Below are 13880 nucleotides of genomic sequence, written 5' to 3'. Positions count from 1 at the left end.
CCGGCATTCACCTGGCATCGTGGAAGATAATGCCGACCGTGTGGCGCATGCCTGAGCGCAGCCGGCTGACGCCGTGGCGCAAATTGACGCGGTAATTGCCTTTCGTGCCCTGCACCGGCCGGTTGTGGACGGCGAAGGCCACCGCATCGCCCTGGCGCAAGGGCACCACCTCGACCCGGCTCTGCATGCGCGGCCGCTGTTCGGTCAGCGCGAATTCGCCGCCGGTGAAATCCTCGCCGGGCTCCGAAAGCAGGATCGCCACCTGCAGCGGGAAGGCGAGGTCGCCATAGAGGTCCTGGTGCAGGCAGTTGAAGTCGCCGGGCACATATTGCAGCAAAAGCGGCGTCGGCCTGACCTGGCCGGCGGCATGGCACTGGTCGAGGAACGCGGCATGCGTGGCGGGGTAGCGCGTGGCGATCCCCATGCGTTCGTTCCAGCGGTTGGCGACCTCGGCCAGCCTGGGATAGAGCGCGCCGCGCAGGCCGCCGATCAGGTCGGGCAGGGGATAGCGGAAATAGCGGTATTCGCCCTTGCCGAAGCCGTGCCTGGCCATGTGGATGTGGCTGCGGAAATGCTGCTCCTGGGGGTAGAGGCCGGCCAGCTGCCGGCACTCTTCGGGTGAGAGCAGCTTTTCCATCACCGCGCAGCCGAAGCCGTCGAGCTCGGCGGTGAGCGCCGGCCAGTCGTAGGCGGCGATGCGTGTCTCGGCGGCTTCGATCAGCGATGGGGCAACAACCCTGGGGTCGGCGTTCATATCGCCGCCTCCCGCTCCAGCAAGGCGCGCTTGCGTTCGATCCCCCAGCGGTAGCCGGACAGCGAGCCGTCGGCGCGCAGCACGCGGTGGCAGGGAATGCCGAGCGCGATGGCGTTGGCGGCACAGGCCGTCGCCACGGCGCGGGCGCCGTCCGGCATGCCGAGGCGCCGGGCAAGGGCGGTGTAGGTGACCTTGGCGCCGCACGGAATGGTGCGCAGCGCCTCCCACACGCGCTGCTGGAAGTGCGTGCCGTGGCGCATGTCGAGCGGCAGGTCGAGGCCGGCGCCGGGCATTTCGATGAAGCGCGCGATTTCGGCAAGATCGCCGCGCAAGCCGGCCTCGTCTTCGAGCTGCATCCTGCCGGGGAAGCGGTTGGCGAGGTCCTGTTCCAGCGTATTGGCGTCGGAACCGATCAGGATGGCGCAGATGCCGATAGGACTGCGCGCCACGAGGATGCGTCCAAGCGCGGACTGGCCGATGGCATAGGTGATGGTCTCCAGGGCGGCGCTGGCGGCCGTCGCCGGCATATGGGTTTGCATGTGGTTCATTGCCTTCACTCCTTCTGTGTGCCTGAACCCTAGCCACGGGCCGGATGTTCCTCACTCCGATGCTTGCTTTCAAATTCAAATCTCGGGCGCCTGAGGACGCGGAGGCAGGTGCTCTACGGCGCCCCCCTCTGTCCTGCCGGACATCTCCCCCATGAGGGGGGAGATTGGATGTCATCATCGCCTTCGCCAATTTCCAACGTTGCAAGAATGAGCGGGGCGCCAAAACTGCCGATCTCCCCCCTTGTGGGGGAGATGTCCGGCAGGACAGAGGGGGGCGCCGTAGAGTGCTGAGGTGTACTAGGCGACACGCGTGACGCAGGCCTCGCCGAGCAAGAACACCTCGCCTGATAACAGCCGCAGCTCGATCTCGCCGGTGGCGGTGCGGTTCCACTCAGCCTTGCCTCCGTGGACCAGTTCACCGATGGCGGCCATGACCAGCGCCTTCGCGTCCTCTCTGACGGCAGTGCCGTTGGCGATCTGGCTGTTGGCACCGGTGGTGGGAGACCTGGCCATCGCGCGCATTGCCGAATCCTCGTCAGGCCCGCGAGGACCGGTAGGTCGTCGCCGTCCCGCCGGCCTCGCGGTCGAGCAGCGCGCGTTTGCGCTCCGCGCCCCAGGCATAGCCCGACAGGGCGCCGTCCTTCCTGATCACGCGGTGGCAGGGGATAGCGACCGCAAGGGCGTTGGCCGCGCAGGCGGCGGCGATGGCGCGGGTCGCTTTCGGCGCGCCGACACGCCGCGCGATCTCGGCATAGGAAACGGTGTGGCCGGCCGGGATGTCCCGCAAGGCCTGCCAGACGCGCTGCTGGAACGCGGTGCCGCGCACGTCGAGCGGCAGATCGAGACCGATCGCCGGCGCCTCGACGAAGCCGACGATGCGGGCGACCAACGCCTCGTAGTCGCCGTCGCCGCCGACCAGCCGCGCCTTGGGGAAACGGTCCTGCAGGTCGCGCACCAGCGCGTCGGGATCCTGGCCGAGCAGGATGGCGGCGACGCCCTTGCGGCTCGATGCGACCAGGATGGTGCCGAGCGAAGTTTCGCCGACGGCGAAGCGGATCTCTTCGTTTGCGCCGCCCGCGCGATAGCGCGTCGGCGTCATGCCGAGCATGCCGGTCGACTTTTCGTAGAAACGCCCGCTCGAATTGAAGCCCGCATCGTAGATCGCCGATGTCACGCTGACGCCGTCTTCCAGATGCTGGCGCACCCGGGCGGCACGCCGGGCCGCTGCATAATCTTTCGGCGTCAGCCCCGTGACCGCCTTGAAAACGCGGTGGAAATAGCCGGGGCTGCGGCCGGCGGCATCAGCCAGTTCGGCGAGCGAGGGCTCGTCCTCGCTCGCCTCGATCCTGCGGCAGGCATCGGCGACCATCGCGGCGTTGGCGGCCTCGAGCGAAGGGCCGTCCGGATTGCAGCGCCGGCATGGGCGAAAGCCTGTCGCCTTCGCCTGGTGTAACGTGTCGTGCAACTGGACATTGGCGGGGTTGGCGCGCCGGGACGGACAGGACGGCCGGCAATAGACGCCGGTCGTGGCCACCGAATACCAGAATGCGCCATCGGCCGACTTGTCGCGCGCCACGATGCGCGCCCAGCGCGGATCGTCGTCCACCGGCAGTGGCGCGGGTTGCAGATGTTTGGTCAGGGTGATGAACATAAGCGCATAGAAGCCGCCAAAAGGCCGCCTCGCCACCCGTTTCCTGCCAAACGGCGCAGATCGCGGTCGATGAGCCTCGCTGTCCTACGCCGCGCGCTTGGGCTCCACCGCGAAGGGGCTGAGGCCGAGCCAGGTCTGCATTTGCCTGCCGATGGCCTGGTCGCCGGTCAGGACGACCTTCGCGCCGGCCTTCTCGACGGTGAGCAATCCCATCCAGATCGCCGTCATCGTGTGCAGGTCGGTCGAGACATAGAGGTCGACGTCGAAGCCCGGATCGTACCAGCACAGGTCGACCTCGCCGTGCTTTTCGACGATCAGCCACCAGGAGCGTTTGGAAGCGGGGAGTCCCTGATACAGAAATTGTATCACCGTGCGTCCTTCCGGCAGCGGCGAAGGGTTCAAATTGCGCCGCATGTCCCACATCAGCAGCGACGGATCGAGATTCTTCAGCGACAGCCGGGACTCGACCCATTTCTGGCCCCAGAACCCCATCGCCTCGACGACCGGGCGCAGATCGCGGCCGGCCTCGGTCAGCCGGTAGTCGAAAATCCCTTTTTCTCCCTGGACCTCCTTGCGCTCGACGATCCCCGCCAGCTCAAGCTCCTTGAGCCGTTGCGAAAGAAGGGTCGGCGACATTTTGGGCACGCCGCGGCGCAGGTCGTTGAAGCGGGTCGACCCCGCCACGAGCTCGCGCATCAGCACCATCGTCCAGCGGGTGCACAGCACCTCGGCGGCCATCGATAGCGGGCAGAACTGTTTGTATCCGTGCTGGGTCATGACTGTGCCTCTCCCTCGAACCTGCGGTCAACATTAGTCCTTCGTGATTGAAGCGGCGAGTACAGAAACTGTACCGGCCCAGTACAGATCGCGGACTGGCTGGCGCTGGCCCTGCCATGCGAACCCTTCGGCCGGTTCACGGGATGCCCCTGTGCGCCGCAACCAGGAGACCACAATGACTGCTTACGTTATCGCGGACATCAAGATGAAGGACCCGAAGTGGGTCCCGGCCTACGCCGCCTCGGTGCACGACCTCGTCCACAAGCATGGCGGCAAATATCTGTCGCGAAGCGGCAATGTGACGACGCTCGAAGGCATGCCGCTCGACACGACGCTGATCGCCCTGATGGCGTTCCCGTCGGAAGCCGCGGCGCGCGCCTTCACCAGCGATCCGGCCTATGCGCCTTTCGTTTCGGCCCGCCAGGACGGCAGCGACAGCCGTTTCCAGCTGATCGACGACACCGATCTGGCCGGAACGATCCCGTACCTGCCGAAGGGATGACCGGCATTCGCCGCGTTTTCGGGATCTCCACGCAACAACAGCCACGGCGCTTGCCTGTCGCGCCGCCGTATTGTCGGCGGCCGGCCAGCCGTGCTTTTTCAACAGGAATGGAATGGATATGAAGTCAAACTTTCGCAGCGGGCTTCTCATGGCGGGGGCCATGCTGGCCGTCTGCACGACCTTAGCACAGGCGCATCAGGAGGCGGCGGGCGCGCCGGACACCAATCCGCTGGCCGAAAAGGTGCGGGCAGCCAACAGCCGGTTTCTCGACGTCAACGCCGCGACGGCGGAAGGCTATGCGCCCATTCCCTGCGCCAGCGGCATCACCGGCGGCGCCATGGGCATCCACTATGTCAATGGCGGGTATCTGAAGGACGACAAGATCGACATCGCCCGTCCCGAAGCGGTGATGTACGAGCCGATGGCCGACGGCACGCTGAAGCTGGTGGCGGTCGAATACATCACTTCGAAGGGGCCGGCGTCGCTCGAGGGACAGCTGTTCAACTTCAACAGCGCGCCCAACCGCTATGGCCTGGGTGAGTTCTACGAACTGCATGTCTGGGCCTGGAAAGGCAACCCGACCGGCACGTTCGCCGACATGAACCCGAAAGTGTCATGCGAGCACGTGATGGCACCGAGCCAGTAACCGGCACGGCCAGGCGGCGCCAACGCCGCCTGGCCGAACTCTCGAATTGCATGAGGCTCTCAGGCGGCCTTGATCAGGCCGAGCTGGGTGAGGGCGGCGACGCCGTCGTCGAGGCCGATTTCCTCGACGATCCTGCCGTCGATCACCTTCAGCACCGTGGTGCCGGTGAACCGCATGGTGCGGCCGGTGGCGGCGGGCAGCGAACCGGTAAGGAAATCGCTGAAGGCCGGGCCGGTATGCGTGCCGCCGCCCTCCCACTGGCCGACGACATAATCGCCCTCGGCGATGAGATCGGCGGTGGCCCAGAAATTGAGATCCGGGAAGGCGGCACGGAAATCGGTCATGAAGGCCTTGATGTCGTCGCGACCGCGGCGCGGCTCGTGCAGCGAATATTTCAGGAGCATGTCGGGCGCGGCGACGGCGTCGACGACGGAGAGGTCGCAGGTTTCACCCCAGAAGTCGGTGAACCATCTGACGACGACGGCCTTGTTGTCTTCCTGCTTGGTCATAGGGAGGTCCTCTTCTTGTCTGGTTTGGAGATCACCTGTGTCGATGATCCCCAGCCATCCCTAGGACGATCGGACGCGCGCAAAACTCCGGTTCTTGCCGGCCAATCGAAAGGCGCAGAGCAGCAACGGCCGGTGATGGCGGCGCACCTCCGCCGCCTTGCGCGACAAGTAACGCTTTCTTCTCTGGTTTTGCCGCAGATTGCCCCGCGGGATGGGGCAGGCGAAACGGACGATGGCGCGGCAGGGCAGGAAAAATCGCAACGGAGCGTTCTGGGCCAAGGCCCTGGAGAGCGCCCATCTTGGCGTCTGGGACTGGAATCTTCGCACCGGCGACAGCTTCTATTCGGCGACCTGGGCGCGAATGCTGGGTTACGGCGAGGATGAACTCGCCAACACCAGCGACCTGTGGCTGCAACTGACCCATCCCGACGACCGCGAGCGGGCGCTGGCCAGCGGCGACCGCCACATTGCCGGGCTGACCGACGCCATCGAAACCGAACTCAGGCTCAAGCACAAACAGGGCCATTGGATATGGGTGCTCGACCGCGGCGGCATCGTCGAGCGCGACGCCGACGGCAAGCCGCTCAGGCTGATGGGCGTGCAGACCGACATCTCGAAGCAGAAGGCGGCCGAGGCCGCGCTCGAACAGGTCAATGTGCGCTTCCGCCTGGCGCTCGCCGCCAGCGGCACCGGCATCTGGCACTATGACATGGCCACCAACAAGAGCTATTGGGACGCCCGCACCCGGGACATATTCGGCCTCGTTGCCGACACCGACGAAGTGTCGGGCGGCCTCTGGCATACCTATCTGCATCCCGACGACAAGGAAGCCACCGAGCAGGCGCATTTGCCGACGCCCGGCTCGGACAAGGTTACCGCCTCGCAATACCGCATCATCAGGCGCGACGGCGCCATCCGCCATGTCGAGTCGCTGGTGCGCTTCGTTGCCGCGGCGGGCGCGGCCGGCCTGGTTCTCGGCACGGTGCGCGACATCACCGAGGACAAGCTGCGCGAACAGGAGCTTGCCTTCGCCGCCCGCCATGACGCGCTGACCGGCTTGTGGAACCGCGCCGCCTTCGACAGGCTGCTCGCCGACCATATCGCCACGGGCGTGCCGCTCGCGGTGTTCTACATCGACCTCGACTACTTCAAGGCGCTCAACGATTTCGCCGGCCATGCCGCCGGCGATCTGGCGCTGAAGAGCGTGGCCGAGGGCATTGGCCGCTGCCTGCCGCCATCGGCGCATGCGGCGCGGCTCGGCGGCGACGAGTTCGCGCTGATGGTGCCCGATTGCGAAGCCGTGCAGGCCGAGCGGCTGGCCGGCGCCATCCTGGCGGCCGTGCGTGACGCCGATCTCGGCGTTGCCGCGACCTCACGCCGGCTGGCCGCCAGCATCGGCATCGCCATCGTCCGCGACCGCGTCACCACGGTGGCCGACGCGCTGGCCTGCGCCGACGATGCCTGCTACGCGGCCAAGGCCGCCGGGCGCGATCGCTTCGCGCTGTTTTCGACCGATGCCGTCTCCGGCTCGGGCGGCCTCAACGCGGCACGGCTCGCCGCCGACACGGTGGACGCCATGGAGGACGGCAGGCTGAAGCTGTTCGGCCAGGAGATCCACCGGCTGGGCAGGCCCGGGGAAGAGAACCGCCATGTCGAGGTGCTGGCGCGGCTTGCCGGAAAGGACGGTCGGCTGATCCCGCCCGGCGAGTTCATACCGGCGGCGGAGCGCTTCGGCATTGCCGCGCGGCTCGATCGCTGGATCATCCGCACCGCGCTGTCGCGGCACGGCGCGGCGATGAAATCCGGAGCGATCACGCTCGGCTTCAACCTGTCGGCGCAGACGCTGAGCGATCCGGGACTATGGGACTTCGTCGACAGCATCATCGAGGAAACCGGGGCGCCGCATTCGGGCATCGGCTTCGAAATCACCGAAACCGCCGCCGTTACCAATTTCGATGCCGCCGAAACCTTCGTGCGCAAGGCGCGCGAGCGGCACTGCAGGGTCAGCCTCGACGATTTCGGCGCCGGCATGAGCTCGTTCGAATATCTCAGGCGCTTTCCGGTCGATGCCATCAAGATCGACGGCTCCTTCATCGAGCACGTCACGGAAAGCCGCTTCGACCGCGAGATCGTGCTGGCAATCACCAGCATTGCCCGCAGCCTCGGTTGCGCAGTCGTCGCCGAGAAGATCGAGCGGCAGGACACGGTGGCCATGCTGGATGACATGGGCGTCGAGTTCGGCCAGGGTTTTCTGCTGCACCGGCCCGAACCGCTGGAGCGGATCGTGGCGCGCGCGGCGCGAATGGCCGGCGGCGCATCGAGACGCATGGCGTCCTGATGGACAAAACGCATGTCGCTCCAAAAGCGACCTGGATAGCGACATGCGTGAAGACGAAGGCTTGATGCGCAGACTGAATCCGTTCAGCGCGACGCGTTCTGTTCAGCCGAGCCGGCGCGCCGCCACTCGCGAAAATTCCAGTACCCCCGGTTCCGGCTTCCTGTGCTGTGCTTCCGCCACGGTCTCGATCAACAGGTCGAGGGCCTCGCAAGTCAAACGGCTCGCCTCGTCATTGCCGCGCAGATAGTGGTAGGCGCGTTCGAGATGGAGCCGGGCGGCTGAAAAATCGCTGGTCAATGGTCCCTCCATGATCCCGCCCTAATTTATTTTGGCCGGTCTGGCGCAAGGTGGGGTAAATATCCACAGGCGCCTTTTATTCAAATGCTGGCGAATGCGGCGTCGCGGCGTCGCCGCCCTGTCAGGAGTGGCGGAGCCGCGGCTTTGCGCGGGTGTGGCGACGCAGCTAGACTGCGCTCTTTTGTCCGAGGTGAAATCGATGATCGTCCAGGCCTGCATCAACGGCGCGCGTCCGCGCGATTTCCATCCCGGCCTGCCGCTGACGGCGCAAGCGACGGCCGGCGATGCCGCGGCCTGCGTTGCCGCGGGTGCGGCCGAACTGCACATCCATCCGCGTGGCGCCGACGGGCGCGAAAGCCTGGCGGCGGTGGATATGACGGTCCTTGCCGTGCGCCAGGCCTGTCCGGGCACATTGATAGGCGTGTCGACCGGCGCCTGGATCGAGAACGATGTGGCGCGGACCCGCGCGGCGATCGCGGCCTGGCGCGAACTGCCCGACTACGCCTCGGTCAATCTCTCGGAGGCCGACGCACCCGATGTGATGGAGTTGTTGCGCGGGCAGGGCGTCGGCATCGAGGCGGGGCTTGCCACCACGGAAGATGCCGAGCGCTTCGTGGCGTTGGCCGATCATGGCCGCGTGCTGCGCATCCTGATCGAGATCGACATACCGGACCTGCCCACGGCCCTCGATGAGGCGCACGGCATCGCCGCCGTGCTCGAGCGCGCCGGCGTGCGGCGGCCGATCCTGCTGCACGGCGTCGACGGCACTGCCTGGCCGTTCGTGGAGCTTGCGCGGCAAAAGCGCTGGTCGACACGGGTCGGGCTGGAGGACGGCAAGACGCTGACCGACGGAACGGTGGCGAAGGACAATGCGCAGATCGTGGCCGCGGCCGCCGCAATCTTCCGCTCCACGAGTTAAGCTGAACCGCGGCCCGCCTCAGACTTGCTGGCCGTCTGGTGCAGTCCACGCACGCAAAACGTGTTTCTGGATCTTGCCGGACGCGGTGCGCGGCAGCGCCTCGGCGGGCAAGAACTCCTTCGGCACCTTGTAACGGGCGATGTGGGCGGCGCAGTGACTTGCCAGAGCGGCCGAATCCAGGACCCGACCGGATTTGACCACGACGAAGGCGCGGCCGACTTCGCCCCAGCGCTCGTCGGCGACGCCGATCACGGCGGCTTCGGCGATATCGGGATGGTCGAGCAGCACCATCTCGATTTCCATGGGATAGACGTTCTCACCACCGGAGATGAACATGTCCTTGCGGCGGTCCACGAGGGTGACGAAGCCTTCGTCGTCGCGCCGCGCGATGTCGCCGGTGCGGAACCAGCCATCGCTGGTGAAGGCGCGCGCCGTCTCTTCCGGCCGGTTCCAGTAGCCCGGCGTGATCGAGGGGCCGGACAGCCATATCTCGCCCGGTTCACCGGCGGCGACGTCCTGGCCGTCGTCGTCGACAATGCGCAGGCCGATCGTCGGCGCCGGCAGGCCGGCCGAGCCGGCCTTGCGGGCGATCCGTTCGGCCTCGACCGGCATGCCAAGCACGGTGCCGGCTTCCGTCATGCCGAAGCCATCGACCATGCGGACGCCTTGCGCCAGCCACCAGTTGATATCGATGGCCGGGTTCGGCGCGCCGCCGGTGAAGATGGCCGTGAGGGACGTCCAGCGCGCCGGCGCGAAGTCGGGGTGTTCCCGCAGCATCCTGGCCATCTGCGGCACGCAGAAATAATGGGTGACGCCAAGCGTGGGGTCGGCCAGGCGGCGGTTGGTGGCAGCGGCATCGAAACCGGGCGAGATCATCACCGTGCCGCCCTGCAGCAGCGGCGGGCGCAGGCTGGTGACGAGACCGATGACGTGGAACATCGGGGCATCGCAGAGGAAGACGCTGGCATTGCCGACGCGCCCGAGCACACCGAAATTGACCGCCGTGGCCAAGGCGTTGCGCTCCGTGACGACGACGCCTTTCGGGCGGCCCGAGGTGCCCGACGTGTAGAGGATGATCGACGGTGCATCGCTGTCCGGCAAGGGACGGCGCGGCGCAGGTGCCTGGGCCTCGACCGCCCTTGCGAAGGCCGCGACTTCGACCGACAGGCAGCCTACCGGCAACGCTATTTCGAGTGGCGCGTCATGCAGCAGCAACACCGGGCCGCAATCGGCCAGGATCGCCTGCCGTTCGGCGCCGGCGAGGCGCCAGTTGAGCGGCACGAAGACGGCGCCGAGCCGCATCGCGGCCTGCTGCAGGATAAGCAGGTCGGCGCTGTTGCGGGCAAGCGTGGCGATCCGCTGCCCCTGTTCGAGGCCCCAGGCGGTTTCGAGGACGCCGACGGCGCGCTGGATGGCCCGGTCGAGCGCCGCATAAGTCCAGCGCCGGCCGGATGCCAGGTCGACGCAGGCAAGACGATCCGGCTGCGTCCCGGCGTGCAGGGCCACGGGATCCGATGTCGTCCAGGCCGGCATTCGCATCTCCTCCCAGATTGCGTCGATGGTTTATTGCGTCATCTGGCCTTGTCGTAGGCGCCAAGACCCGGTTTGTAGCTCTTCTCGTCGATGAACTGGCGGATGCCTTCCTTGCGGCCGTCATTGTCATGGAAGTTGGCCGCTTCCTGCGCCCGCACGAGATAGTCCTCGGCATTGTCGTAGGTCATCTCGGCGACACGGCGGATGGCATCCTTGGTCGCCTTCAGGGCAATCGGGTTCTTCTTCAAAAGAACGTTCGCGACCTCGGTGACACGCGTCTTCAGATCGGCCAGCGGCAGGCTTTCATTGACCAGCTTCCAGGCGGCGGCTTTCCTGCCGTCGATGAGCTCGCCGGTCAGCGCGTGGTACATGGCGTCGCGCATCGACAGGAGATCGACCACCACCTTGGTGGCGCCGCCGCCGGGCAGGATGCCCCAATTGATCTCGGACAAGGCGAATTGCGCCTCGTCGGCGGCAAAGGCGAGATCGCAGGCAAAGAGCGGACCATAGCCGCCGCCGAAACACCAGCCATTGACCATGGCGATGGTCGGCTTGCCATACCAGCGCAGGCGCCGCCACCAGCCATAGGCTTCGGACTGCGCCTTGCGGATGGCGCCGAGGCCCTTGGCTTCGGTCTCGCGGAAATACTCCTTGAGATCCATGCCCGCCGACCAGGCGCTGCCTTCGCCCGATAGCACCAGCACGCCGACATCGTCGCGGAATTCGAGCGCGTCCAGAACCTCCATCATGCGCCGGTTGAGCGGCGGGTTCATGCAATTGCGCTTGTCCGGCCGGTTGAATCGCACCCAGGCGATGCCATTCTCGACATCGAAGGCAACGGGCTCTTCGGTCATGGTCAGTGTCCTCCCTTGGATTTCACATGCACGGAAATTGCTATGATGCATAGCTATATATTTGCTATGTCGCATAGTCTTTTCTGCTTGACAAGGACTTTGATCGCGGCGATCGGTTCAACATGGAAGAGATTCACACCGGTCCCAGTGCGCGCCCCGATCCCGGTGAGCCGGGGGCGATGGCCGAAGACGCGCTCGACGCGCAGATCGGCTACAATCTCAGGCGTGCCTCGACCTTGGCCTTGAGTGATTTCGCGGTCGAACTGGCCGATGCGGCGCTGCGCCCGGTGACCTACGGCATGCTGGCGCTGATCGACGAACAACCCGGCATCCGTGCCGCGGAACTTTGCCGCCAGCTCGGCATGAAGAGCGCCAACATGGCGCCGCTGCTCGCCGAACTCGAGGGGCGGGGGCTGGTCGAACGCGACGACCATGCCGACGACAAGCGGGTACAGGTGCTGACCCTGACACCGGCCGCACGCAAGGCCATGCCCGGATGGCGGCAACAGGTTCGCCGGCACGAAGACCGCTTCCTGCATCGGCTGACAGCCAAGGAGCGGGCAACGCTGCTTCGCCTGCTGCGCCTCATCTGGACGGAGCAAGGCTAGGACCTTGCCAGCCGCCGGCGAACACAGCGCCGCCAGCCGCGCGGCAACCCATGTCATTTGAGGACAGATGAAATAAGGCCACATTCGAGGGCGATGGAGATGTCAAACAGCTTTGGAGCTCTCGCATGTCGCTATCCGGTACGACAACCCGCTACGGACGCCTCGCTCAGGCATTTCATTGGCTGACGGCACTGCTGGTGCTCATTGCCTTCCTGGTCTCCGCGGGTGGCCCTCCGGAGCGGGTCTATTCAGCGGCCAGGGCATCGACGCTGTTGCTGCACGAGTCGCTCGGCTTCGCCGTTTTCTGCTTGCTGGCCATTCGCCTGATCTGGCGCCGCTTCGATCGCATTCCCGATGCTCCGGTCATGCCGGCCTGGATGGAGGTCGCCTCCAAGGCAACGCATTGGGCGCTCTATGCGCTGCTGTTCGCGGTGCCGGCGACAGCCATGGCCGGCGCCTTGTTCGGCGGCCATCCGGTCACTGTCTATGGGCTGGGAGCGATCGGTCCGTTTTCCGGCACCTGGGGCGCTCCGCTGACCGAGATCCACGGCACGCTCGGCGATATCATGATGTGGCTCGCCGGCCTGCACGCGGCCGCCGCCATCTTCCATCACGTCTTCCTTCGCGACCGGGTGCTGAGCCAGATGCTGCCGGGCCTGCCCGATCCATCGTCCGGGCAGGGCGGCTGAACGCGGTCAGTCGAGAATGATGCGGATCGCCTGATCGACGACCGGATGCAGGCCGCTGGCCTGGAAGGAGAGGCGATTGCCGGAGCCGACATTGCTGGTCATGGCGATGGTGAGGTCCGTCTCGGGATCGTGCAGCATGACGGCGACATAGCCTGGAATGCTGCCCTGATGCCCATAGAAGGCACGGTCGGCATAGGTGCTCTGGAACATGCCGGCACCCGTCTCGCGCATGCGCGTGCCTGGAAAACTCGCCGGCACGCGGTGTTCGAACATCTCGGCGAAGAAGGGCTGATACAACAGCTTGCCGCAGAACAGGCCCCGCATGAAGCCCACCATGTCGGATGGCGTCGACACCATGTCGCCGCAGCCATAGGCGGCGCCGAACGGGAAGGAATCCGAAGAGTCCTGCAGCTCGTCGGAATAGGGCAGCACGCCGTCCATGCGCCACATCTCGCCGCCCGAGGCGATGTCGGTGGGCGCGTTCGGCGCCGGCGGCGGCCGGTGGTAATAGCCGCGCACCATCGATGTTTCCGGGAAGGGTTCGGTCGCCGGCGACCAGGTGTTCTTCAGGCCAAGCGGGTCAAGGATCGCGCTTCTGACATAGGCGCCCAGCGGCTGGCCGGTGACGGCCTCGATCACCATGCCGGCCAGGACATAGCCGGTGTTGTTGTAGACGGCGGGTCCGCCCGGCGCCTTCTGCTTGTCGGAGGCGAAGGCGATGTCGACCAGCTGTCGCGGCGTCCATTGCCGGCCCGGGTCCATCGGAATGTAATATTCGAATTCCGGCAGGCCGCTGCGATGGTTGATCAGCTGCCGCACCGAAATGTCTTTGGCGCCGGGCAGGTCCGCGAACCAGGAGGAGATCGGCGCGCCAAGGTCGAGCTTGCCGGTCTCGGTGAGCTTGACCAGGGCGGCGGCGACGAAGGTCTTGGTGCAACTGCCGATCTTGAACAGCTGGTCTGAATTGACAGGGGTGCCATGCGCGCGGTCGGCGAGGCCGGCGGTAAGGGCCGTTGGTGTTGAGCCACCCTTGGCATAGGCGAGCGAAGCACCGACAGCGCCGTCGGCGAGGTAGGTGTCGAGTAGGGCGTTCAGGTTCTTTGTCATGGATGTCTCGCTTTCCTTTTTTCCTTCTCCCCTTGTGGGAGAAGGTGGATCGGCGCGCAGCGCCGAGACGGATGAGGGGTGCGTGACGGAGTGAGGCGTTGGCGTTCCCTGGAACACCCCTCATCCGACCTCGCTTCGCGAGGCCACC

At 66.1% G+C, this 13880-nt stretch carries 16 protein-coding genes; 6 read left to right on the top strand and 10 right to left on the bottom strand.

The annotated features are described in order from the left end of the window. Window positions 1-7: 7 nt before the first annotated feature. From EN845_RS10820 to EN845_RS10795, 5 genes are all read right to left on the bottom strand, one after another. On the bottom strand, window positions 8-754 hold the full coding sequence (locus EN845_RS10820; protein ID WP_127870359.1) for a 2OG-Fe(II) oxygenase: 747 nt from the start codon (window positions 752-754) through the stop codon (window positions 8-10). Next, on the bottom strand, window positions 751-1302 hold the full coding sequence (locus tag EN845_RS10815; RefSeq protein ID WP_127870360.1) for a methylated-DNA--[protein]-cysteine S-methyltransferase: 552 nt from the start codon (window positions 1300-1302) through the stop codon (window positions 751-753). The genes EN845_RS10820 and EN845_RS10815 overlap by 4 nt, the downstream gene beginning before the upstream one ends. Window positions 1303-1599: 297 nt before the next feature. Next, window positions 1600-1815 carry a hypothetical protein gene (locus tag EN845_RS10805; RefSeq protein WP_245511710.1) on the bottom strand — a complete coding sequence of 72 codons (216 nt, stop codon included), beginning with the start codon at window positions 1813-1815 and terminating at the stop codon, window positions 1600-1602. A gap of 22 nt (window positions 1816-1837) precedes the next feature. Further along, window positions 1838-2953, bottom strand: coding sequence for a bifunctional DNA-binding transcriptional regulator/O6-methylguanine-DNA methyltransferase Ada (gene ada / locus EN845_RS10800; protein ID WP_127870422.1), 1116 nt, complete (start codon window positions 2951-2953; stop codon window positions 1838-1840). Window positions 2954-3037: 84 nt separating this feature from the next. Further along, the gene (locus EN845_RS10795) at window positions 3038-3730 is read right to left on the bottom strand and encodes a helix-turn-helix domain-containing protein (protein WP_127870363.1); all 693 of its coding nucleotides are present in this window, start codon (window positions 3728-3730) and stop codon (window positions 3038-3040) included. Window positions 3731-3905: 175 nt separating this feature from the next. Between EN845_RS10795 and EN845_RS10790 the strand changes: the two genes are divergently transcribed. Both EN845_RS10790 and EN845_RS10785 read left to right on the top strand, forming a co-directional pair. Further along, entirely contained in the window at window positions 3906-4232 is a 327-nt protein-coding gene (locus tag EN845_RS10790; RefSeq protein ID WP_127279716.1) for a DUF1330 domain-containing protein, read from the top strand. A gap of 112 nt (window positions 4233-4344) precedes the next feature. Further along, entirely contained in the window at window positions 4345-4878 is a 534-nt protein-coding gene (locus EN845_RS10785; protein WP_189522868.1) for a hypothetical protein, read from the top strand. Window positions 4879-4937: 59 nt separating this feature from the next. Here EN845_RS10785 and EN845_RS10780 read toward each other — a convergent pair whose 3' ends face one another. Next, entirely contained in the window at window positions 4938-5387 is a 450-nt protein-coding gene (locus EN845_RS10780) for an ester cyclase (RefSeq protein ID WP_127870364.1), read from the bottom strand. Between the two features lie 232 nt (window positions 5388-5619). On the opposite strand from EN845_RS10780, the gene EN845_RS10775 reads away from it, so the two are divergent. Next, entirely contained in the window at window positions 5620-7725 is a 2106-nt protein-coding gene (locus EN845_RS10775) for an EAL domain-containing protein (protein WP_127870365.1), read from the top strand. 102 nt (window positions 7726-7827) lie between these two features. On the opposite strand, the gene EN845_RS10770 is transcribed toward EN845_RS10775, so the two are convergent. Beyond that, window positions 7828-8022 (bottom strand): hypothetical protein, encoded by a 195-nt coding sequence (locus EN845_RS10770; RefSeq protein ID WP_167531323.1) that lies wholly within the window; start codon window positions 8020-8022, stop codon window positions 7828-7830. 199 nt (window positions 8023-8221) lie between these two features. Between EN845_RS10770 and EN845_RS10765 the strand changes: the two genes are divergently transcribed. Next, on the top strand, window positions 8222-8941 hold the full coding sequence (locus EN845_RS10765) for a 3-keto-5-aminohexanoate cleavage protein (protein WP_127870367.1): 720 nt from the start codon (window positions 8222-8224) through the stop codon (window positions 8939-8941). Window positions 8942-8959: 18 nt separating this feature from the next. Here the strand turns inward: EN845_RS10765 and EN845_RS10760 are convergent, their stop codons facing one another. Both EN845_RS10760 and EN845_RS10755 read right to left on the bottom strand, forming a co-directional pair. Then, window positions 8960-10474: an AMP-binding protein gene (locus EN845_RS10760; protein ID WP_245511709.1), complete on the bottom strand. Its 1515-nt coding sequence runs from the start codon at window positions 10472-10474 to the stop codon at window positions 8960-8962. Between the two features lie 38 nt (window positions 10475-10512). Further along, window positions 10513-11328 (bottom strand): p-hydroxycinnamoyl CoA hydratase/lyase, encoded by an 816-nt coding sequence (locus EN845_RS10755; RefSeq protein ID WP_127279308.1) that lies wholly within the window; start codon window positions 11326-11328, stop codon window positions 10513-10515. A 122-nt stretch (window positions 11329-11450) separates the two neighbouring features. Here EN845_RS10755 and EN845_RS10750 point away from each other — a divergent pair, with 122 nt between their 5' ends. Beyond that, a complete protein-coding gene (locus EN845_RS10750; RefSeq protein ID WP_245464426.1) occupies window positions 11451-11936 on the top strand; it encodes a MarR family transcriptional regulator in 486 nt (161 codons plus the stop codon). Between the two features lie 125 nt (window positions 11937-12061). Then, window positions 12062-12625, top strand: a complete 564-nt coding sequence (locus EN845_RS10745; protein ID WP_127279307.1) for a cytochrome b — start codon at window positions 12062-12064, stop codon at window positions 12623-12625. Window positions 12626-12631: 6 nt separating this feature from the next. Here EN845_RS10745 and EN845_RS10740 read toward each other — a convergent pair whose 3' ends face one another. Then, on the bottom strand, window positions 12632-13732 hold the full coding sequence (locus EN845_RS10740) for a serine hydrolase domain-containing protein (RefSeq protein ID WP_127279306.1): 1101 nt from the start codon (window positions 13730-13732) through the stop codon (window positions 12632-12634). Window positions 13733-13880 lie beyond the last annotated feature (148 nt).

Source organism: Mesorhizobium sp. M8A.F.Ca.ET.202.01.1.1, assembly GCF_004791595.1.
In the GTDB taxonomy this organism is placed as follows: domain Bacteria; phylum Pseudomonadota; class Alphaproteobacteria; order Rhizobiales; family Rhizobiaceae; genus Mesorhizobium.
This window is presented reverse-complemented; position numbering and strand designations above follow the sequence as displayed.

What these genes read in the sequence shown, in the direction of transcription:
- EN845_RS10820 (WP_127870359.1), bottom strand. Translation starts at nt 754, where the DNA reads ATGAACGCCGACCCCAGGGTTGTTGCCCCATCGCTGATCGAAGCCGCC.
- EN845_RS10815 (WP_127870360.1), bottom strand. Translation starts at nt 1,302, where the DNA reads ATGAACCACATGCAAACCCATATGCCGGCGACGGCCGCCAGCGCCGCC.
- EN845_RS10805 (WP_245511710.1), bottom strand. Translation starts at nt 1,815, where the DNA reads ATGGCCAGGTCTCCCACCACCGGTGCCAACAGCCAGATCGCCAACGGC.
- ada (WP_127870422.1), bottom strand. Translation starts at nt 2,953, where the DNA reads ATGTTCATCACCCTGACCAAACATCTGCAACCCGCGCCACTGCCGGTG.
- EN845_RS10795 (WP_127870363.1), bottom strand. Translation starts at nt 3,730, where the DNA reads ATGACCCAGCACGGATACAAACAGTTCTGCCCGCTATCGATGGCCGCC.
- EN845_RS10790 (WP_127279716.1), top strand. Translation starts at nt 3,906, where the DNA reads ATGACTGCTTACGTTATCGCGGACATCAAGATGAAGGACCCGAAGTGG.
- EN845_RS10785 (WP_189522868.1), top strand. Translation starts at nt 4,345, where the DNA reads ATGGATATGAAGTCAAACTTTCGCAGCGGGCTTCTCATGGCGGGGGCC.
- EN845_RS10780 (WP_127870364.1), bottom strand. Translation starts at nt 5,387, where the DNA reads ATGACCAAGCAGGAAGACAACAAGGCCGTCGTCGTCAGATGGTTCACC.
- EN845_RS10775 (WP_127870365.1), top strand. Translation starts at nt 5,620, where the DNA reads ATGGCGCGGCAGGGCAGGAAAAATCGCAACGGAGCGTTCTGGGCCAAG.
- EN845_RS10765 (WP_127870367.1), top strand. Translation starts at nt 8,222, where the DNA reads ATGATCGTCCAGGCCTGCATCAACGGCGCGCGTCCGCGCGATTTCCAT.
- EN845_RS10760 (WP_245511709.1), bottom strand. Translation starts at nt 10,474, where the DNA reads ATGCCGGCCTGGACGACATCGGATCCCGTGGCCCTGCACGCCGGGACG.
- EN845_RS10755 (WP_127279308.1), bottom strand. Translation starts at nt 11,328, where the DNA reads ATGACCGAAGAGCCCGTTGCCTTCGATGTCGAGAATGGCATCGCCTGG.
- EN845_RS10750 (WP_245464426.1), top strand. Translation starts at nt 11,451, where the DNA reads ATGGAAGAGATTCACACCGGTCCCAGTGCGCGCCCCGATCCCGGTGAG.
- EN845_RS10745 (WP_127279307.1), top strand. Translation starts at nt 12,062, where the DNA reads ATGTCGCTATCCGGTACGACAACCCGCTACGGACGCCTCGCTCAGGCA.
- EN845_RS10740 (WP_127279306.1), bottom strand. Translation starts at nt 13,732, where the DNA reads ATGACAAAGAACCTGAACGCCCTACTCGACACCTACCTCGCCGACGGC.